Below are 6,804 nucleotides of genomic sequence, written 5' to 3' on the forward strand. Positions count from 1 at the left end.
CCGGACGTGACCAGCGAATCCGGGAAATCACGATGACCTGGGCGAACCCGGCTCCGAGGCTATGAGGGTTCTCATCGGAGGAGCAAGCGGAGTTCTCGGGCTTACGGTCGTCTGGCGTTCTTCCCCGCGGACATGCCGTGCTGGGCGTAAGACGAACCGAGAGCGGCGCTGAGTGGCTGAGACGGCTCGGTGTTGTTCCTGTGACAGCAGGCGTACGTGATCGCGGGCGACGGGTGACCGCGTTGAAGAGGGCGCCGATCCGCCGTTCCGACATGGCGCTGGCAAACGCTATCCGGACCCCCGGCACCGCGAACCTCCGAACAGCCAGCGTTCCAGGCCGAGGGCATCCGCGGGATCGCCCTCCGGTACGGCCTCCTCTGCGGAGGGTCGTCGGGGGGCGCAGGGCACCCCTCGAATATCGTCGATGACACCCCGGCCACTTTTCGTGATTTGGATACCTGCATTGCTGAGACCGGGAACGCGCCCAAACCACTGGTCCTCCCCGGAAGGCTCCTGACTCGTCGCGCCGTATGGCGGTATGGTGCTGAGCGACGTATCCATGGTGGTATCGAACGCAAAGGTCACGCGCGAACTCGGCTGGTCGCCGCGCTACCCCTCCCACCGTGACCTGAGGGGCTCCGGACCGTGCCCGACTGAGAGCTGCTCATTCACAACCGCGCACATGGGAAGGGATGGACTTCACGGGCGTCTGCTGCGAAGATGCACTAACCGCGATCCGTTCCAGCTGCAGGACCGTCCGGACACCTGGATCGTGTCAGCAAACCAGCTCGAGGTGAGCACAGTGAATGACCGCACACGCCGCGGTGTCTTCGTTGGCGCTGCGGCATCCGCCATCATAGCCACGGCGGGTGCCTTCGTCTTCACGGCGAGCGCTTCTGAACCTACGCCGCCGCCGGATCCTGGCTCCGAAGTGTCCTCATCGCCGAGCCCTTCCGAGTCGACGTCCCTGCGTATTCGAGGCGCCGATGTGTCCTTCGCCCTCCAGAACGAGGCGGCGGGGATCCAGGTGTCGGACGAGGGCGCTGTCCTTCCGGTCGAGCGAATCCTCGCCAACCATGGAGCGAACTACGTTCGGGTGCGTGTCTGGGTCGATCCCTCACCCGAAACCAGCGACTTGAGCGCCGGACTGGAACTCGCCCGCCGCGCTAAAGCGGCCGGCCTTGGCACCATTCTCAATCTGCACTACTCAGACACCTGGGCAGACCGGAGCAACCAGGCGACTCCAAGCGACTGGCGCGGCGAACCCCTACCGGAGCTGGGGAAGACAGTGGAGCGATATACCAGGAGCGTCGTCAACGCTTTCGCCGCGCAGGGAACGCCTGTTGCGATCGTCCAAGTCGGCAATGAGATCACCCATGGAATGCTCTGGCCCGTCGGGCGGGTCTTCTCTGAGCGCGGAGATGACTGGACCGACTTCCTCGAGCTTTTGAGGGCGGGAGTGACGGGGGCGCTTGCGGCGAACCCCGCCAATCCTCCCGAGATCATGATCGCCACGGACACGGGTGGCAACGCAACGGCGTCGCTGGACTTCTTCGATCGTGTCGTGGGCGCCGGCATTCCCTTCGATCTGATCGGGTTGAGCTACTATCCGTTCTGGAACGGCCCCCTCTCTGGGCTGGCAGAAAACCTATCCAAACTTGCCACGCGATTTGACAAGGACATCCTGATCGCCGAGACGTCGTACCCGTGGACCCTCGACGACGGCGACGACGAGACCAACGTGGTCACCAGTGCTGACCAGCTGCCGGATGCCGCCGCCTATCCGGCCACGAGGAAGGGGCAACGCGAGTACTTCCAAGCGTTGCGGGATGTGGTGCGCGGGGTACCCGGCGGTCATGGGGCCGGGTTCCTCGTCTGGGAGCCGTCGTGGTTGCCGGGCGTTGGCGCTGATCCTCGGACGGGGAACGCGTTCGACAACCTCACGATGTTCGACGCCGACGGGCGGGCGCTTCCCTCGATCGAAGGATTCGCGGAACCCGGATCGTGACGCTCCCGGACTTGTGACTTTTGCGAGCCGCTGCGGCGCGCTCTGATGAGCAGAGGGGCGCTTCCTTGTGGGTCAGCCCGGGTTTGCGGCTGGACGGACAGATGACGCGGACTCAACCTGCTTGACCGGGAGGGCGTTCTCCTGAGCGCCGTGCTGCGCCGGGGTGGCCTCGTCGTCGTAACCGAACGGGTTCTGTCTTTGGAAGGCCCAGGCGTCGGCGCACATCTGGTCGACATCTCGAGTCGCGCGCCAGCCCCATTCGCGAGTTACCCGTGCAGGATCGGCGACGAGCGTATCCACATCACCGGGGCGGCGGCCCTCGATAGAGACCGGCAACAGGATGCCGGAGACGCGCTGGAAGGCCTCGACCAGCTGAAGCACCGTGGTTCCTACACCCGTGCCAAGGTTGAAGCGCTGCAATCCCGGCGCGTCGTCGAGGTGGTCAAGGGCGGATCGGTGGCCGTCGGCGACATCAACCACATGGATGTAGTCGCGCACACAGGTCCCGTCTTCGGTGGCGTAGTCGGCGCCGAAGATGTGCACCCGGTCGAGTCGGCCGACCGCGACCTGGGTGAGGAAGGGCATGAGGTTGTTCGGCACCCCACGTGGGACCTCGCCGAGTATCCCGCTCGGGTGCGCTCCGGTCGGGTTGAAATACCGCAGTGCGATGACGCGCAGCTCCGGGTAGCGGACGCACGCATCGGCTAATATCTGCTCGCACATCCATTTCGACCGTGCGTACGGGTTGGTGGGGGCCGCGTCGTCGTCTTCGGTGAATCGTGCTTTGTCGCCGGCCCCGTAGATGGAGCAGGAGGACGAGAACACAAGGTTACGCACTCCATGGCTGGCCATCGACGTGAGTAGCTGGATAGTCGAGCCGACGTTGATGTCGTAGTACTCGAGCGGCAACCCCACCGACTCTCCGACCGCTTTCTTCGCAGCGAAATGGATGACGGCGTCTACGGGGTGAATATCGAACACGGCCGACAGCGCCGTTTGATCGCGGATGTCGATGTCGAAGCGACCGGTGAGTGGGCGCCCGGCGACTCTTTCGATTCTGTCGAGGGCGCTGCGGAAGCTGTTGGAAAGATCATCGACCACGACGACGTCGTAGCCGTTCTGCAGAAGTTCGACGCACGTGTGGCTACCGATGAAGCCGGCACCTCCCGTGACGAGGATCGTGCGGCGGTCAGTTGGGCCGGCGGGGCTGACGGTCATTGTCGTCCTACGATTCTGTGTCTCGGCGGGACCTGGTCGGAGTAGGGGAAACGGCGGGGTGCGAACCCGAAATCAGAATAAGAAGATTGAACCGTGGGCGAGGGCGGGTTCGAAGTATTGCGGGAACAGCATGATTGCGACGGTAAGGGGCACCCAGACGATCACCCCGAGGACGAGGGGCGCCGCCGCGGTGTCCCGCACCGATTGAAGGAACGACGCGCCCGCCGACCCGGCCGATTCCCTCGCGTGCAGTAGCGGCAGCGCGAGCCCGACAACGGCGTAGCAGAACGAGCCGAGCAGGCAGAGGAAGACGTAGCCGTTCGCGGGGGTAGTCAGCTCCCCGACCAGTGCAGCGGTCGAAAGTGCAAGAGACACCAACAAGAAGGGGAGAGTGAGACGAACTGAAAGCCGTTCCGTGCCGTCGGTGGATTTGGGTGTGACGCGGAACGTGATAGCAGCGGCGCCGGGCCGGATCGTCTGGGCCAGGGCGGCGATCACCCCGTTGGCGATGAACGGCCAGCGCGTGAGCGTGTAGAGCCAGTTTTCCCAGCTGAGCACCGGGGCGTCGCGCGGACGAAGGTATTGCCACCGCCGCACAACGACGGTGAGCACCACGAGCCAGAACCCGACGGCGAACCAGCGGAGGAGGAACTCGAAGTAGCTGACGTTCACCCACGGGTGGCCGGTGACGGCGGCGATGGCGGGCAGGGAAAGCCCGACCGTGATCGTCAGGAACAGCATCGGGTAAAAGGAGAGGGCGAAAATGAAACGCAGCCGCAATCGCCAGGACAGTCGGTGGAGATGCGCTCGGGCTGTGGTGGTCAGCAGCGTCGTCAGGCTGCGCGACCACTGGAACTCCTGGGTGGCCATCGCGCTGAAGGTCAGTGGCCCGTCGCCGTGCGCTTCCGCGCGGGAGGCGAACGCCCCATTCCACCCGGCGGAGTTCAGCAGGAAGCTTGTGGAGAAGTCCTCGGCCAGCTCGGGTCCGATACCGCCGATGGTCTGCAGCGCCTCGGTGCGGACCGCGTAGTGGGAGCCGATGGAGACCGGGGCAAGCCCGTCGTTGTGGCCGGTCTGGAAGGGACCATGGAAGGATGCCTCCTTGTGCAGCCGTCCGCGAGCGCTCCAGGAATGGGCAGCGTTGGCATCGCAGACGCTCGGGGCGGCCACATACCCGGTCGCCGGGTCGACGAAGGGCAGCACCATTTCCGCGAGGTAGCTCTTCGCCGGAACGTGGTCGCAGTCCAGCTGCGAGACCACGTCGTAGTCCCGATAGCCGACCGTGTCGTAGAAGTACGCGAGGTTGCCCTCCTTACATTTGGTTCGCCGCGGCCATTCGGATCGGTGGTACTCCTCCACTCCGCGCCGTGTGCACAGACGCACGTCGTGCAGCAGGCACCACTCCTGGACCTCGTCGCTCGGATCCTCGTCGCAGAGCCACACGTCGTAGGGATGCGGGTAATCCTGGTCGAGCATGGCAGAGAGCGTCGTGCGCGCCATCTTCCATGGCTCCGAAGGCGCCTTCGTGACCACGAAGGCGACCCGCAAGTCGGGGATATCCAATGCCGGGTTCACCTGCCGGAGACGGTTGACCGCGATGAGGAAATAGGTGGGGAGATAAGCCAGGTAAAAGAGAAGTGCGGAGTTGATGAGCAGCCCCGCCCAACCTACCTGGTGCTCTGGTTGAAGCCACCACGTCCAGAAGGCGACGAAGGTCACGAACCATCCCGCTGTCAGTTGACCGATGATGAGGCGTTGCCGGGGGCTCAGCAGATCGACGAACGTCCCGGGCGAGGTCGGGCGCTCGGGAGCGCGACGGCCAGGAAGCACGGGACCACTTGATGTGTACCGAACGATGGTGCTGGGTACGGGTGTGGCCAGCGTCTCCATCGTAGTGTTCCTTATCGTCGTAGAGCGGTGTGCAGCCCGTTAGGGTGCACGTGTGCGGTTGGCACAGCGTTATATGGCGACCGGCACCTGTTCGAGGGCGCGGGTCGCCGGCGCCGGTCGGCCGATTGCGCGGAGCGTCCAGCCGGCGCTGCGCCAGAGGTTCGGGTCGAGGGTGTGCCTCGCGTCGATCAGTAAGGGGGCGCTCACCATGGTGAACAGGACGCTCGGGTCTAGGCCTTGGTATTCCCGCCATTCCGTGAGATGCAGGACGAGCTCCGTATCGCGGAACGCCTCGATGGCGTCGGTCGTGTAGGCGAGCTTCGGGAACGCGGCACGGGCGTTGGGCACCGCCTCGGGGTCGTGCACGAGCACCGCGGCGCCTTCGCGCCGGAGTCGCTCGGCGACATACAGTGACGGTGAATCCCGTACGTCGTCGCTGTTGGGTTTGAATGCGGCGCCGAGGACGGTGATTCTCCGGTCAATGAGAGAGCCGCCCAACATCTCCTTTGCGAGGTCGATGGTGCGGTCGCGCCCGTGGGTGTTGATCTCATCGACCTTGTCCAAGAAGGCGAGCGCATTGCCCACCCCGAGCTCGTCCGCGCGGGCCTGAAAAGCGCGAAGGTCTTTTCCGAGGCAGCCGCCCCCGAATCCGAGCCCTGGAGAGAGGAACCGGCGCCCGATCCTGGTGTCGTAGCCGAGAGCATCGGCGAGAGTCAGCACGTCGGCGCCGACCGCGTCGCACACCTCGGCAATGGCGTTGATGAAGGAGATCTTCGTCGCGAGGAAGGCATTGGCGGACACCTTCACCAGCTCTGCCGTCGCGACGTCCGTCGTGATGTAAGGCGTGCCCGTGGCCAGGATGTCGGCGTAGACCGCGCGGAGGATCGCGTCGGATTCGGTCGAGCTTGTTCCGGCGACGATGCGATCAGGGCGCAGGGAGTCCTCAACCGCGAAACCCTCGCGGAGGAACTCGGGATTCCACGCGACCTTCACCTGATCGCCGACGGGGGCAATTCGGGCGAACAGGTCCGAAAGCCTGGCAGCGGTACCGACCGGAACCGTCGACTTGCCGATGATGAGGCAGGGGCGCGTGAGGTACGGGGCGAGACCCGTGGCGACCGCGTTGACGTAGACCATGTCAGCGGCGTTCGACCCGGGCAGCTGGGGAGTGCCCACACAGATGAAGTGGATGTCGGCGAAGTTTGCGGCCTCCTCGAGTGACGTGGAGAATCGCAGTCGCCCGGCTCTGACATTCTCGCGGAGGAGTTCCGGTAGCGCGGGTTCGAAGAAGGGCGCCTGCCCCTGGGCGAGAGCCTCGATTTTGGCGGCATCCGAGTCGATGCCGAGAACGTCGTGGCCGAGCTCCGCCATCGCGGCTGCGTGGACTGCACCGAGGTAGCCGGTGCCGATAACTGTCATTTGCATGGTGTTTCTACCTCGGGAGCGTGCGTGGGTCAGTCGGAGTCAGGCAGCGTCGATGAGCGCAGCTATGCCTGCTGCCGGCACGGCGCCGAGGCAGCCTGTGCCGATAACCGGGGTTTTCATTAGGCGGCCGGCCTTACGAACTGGCGGGCGACGGCGGTCTTTTCGCTGGTTTGTCCGCCGCGGAGAGCGGCTGCGGCCTCGCGAACCTCTTCGGGTCGTGAAGCGAACCACTCGACAGTGCGCTTCAGGCCTTCCAGGATCGC

General features: G+C 64.9%; 4 protein-coding genes. 1 reads left to right on the plus strand and 3 read right to left on the minus strand.

Annotated elements, in window-relative coordinates:
- Positions 1 to 772: 772 nt before the first annotated feature.
- Positions 773 to 2,008, plus strand: a complete 1,236-nt coding sequence (locus JWP90_RS04675; protein ID WP_297360362.1) for a glycosyl hydrolase 53 family protein — start codon at positions 773 to 775, stop codon at positions 2,006 to 2,008.
- Between the two features lie 72 nt (positions 2,009 to 2,080).
- Here JWP90_RS04675 and galE read toward each other — a convergent pair whose 3' ends face one another.
- The 3 genes from galE to JWP90_RS04690 all read right to left on the minus strand — a co-directional run bounded on the left by galE (position 2,081) and on the right by JWP90_RS04690 (position 6,541).
- Positions 2,081 to 3,226: a UDP-glucose 4-epimerase GalE gene (gene galE, locus JWP90_RS04680; protein ID WP_297360365.1), complete on the minus strand. Its 1,146-nt coding sequence runs from the start codon at positions 3,224 to 3,226 to the stop codon at positions 2,081 to 2,083.
- A 72-nt stretch (positions 3,227 to 3,298) separates the two neighbouring features.
- Complete coding sequence (locus JWP90_RS04685; RefSeq protein WP_297360368.1) at positions 3,299 to 5,116, minus strand: glycosyltransferase family 2 protein; 1,818 nt, start codon at positions 5,114 to 5,116, stop codon at positions 3,299 to 3,301.
- A 69-nt stretch (positions 5,117 to 5,185) separates the two neighbouring features.
- Positions 5,186 to 6,541, minus strand: a complete 1,356-nt coding sequence (locus tag JWP90_RS04690) for a UDP-glucose/GDP-mannose dehydrogenase family protein (RefSeq protein ID WP_297360371.1) — start codon at positions 6,539 to 6,541, stop codon at positions 5,186 to 5,188.
- Between the last annotated feature and the right edge of the window lie 263 nt (positions 6,542 to 6,804).

The organism is Mycetocola sp. (genome assembly GCF_025464835.1).
GTDB lineage: Bacteria > Actinomycetota > Actinomycetes > Actinomycetales > Microbacteriaceae > Mycetocola_A.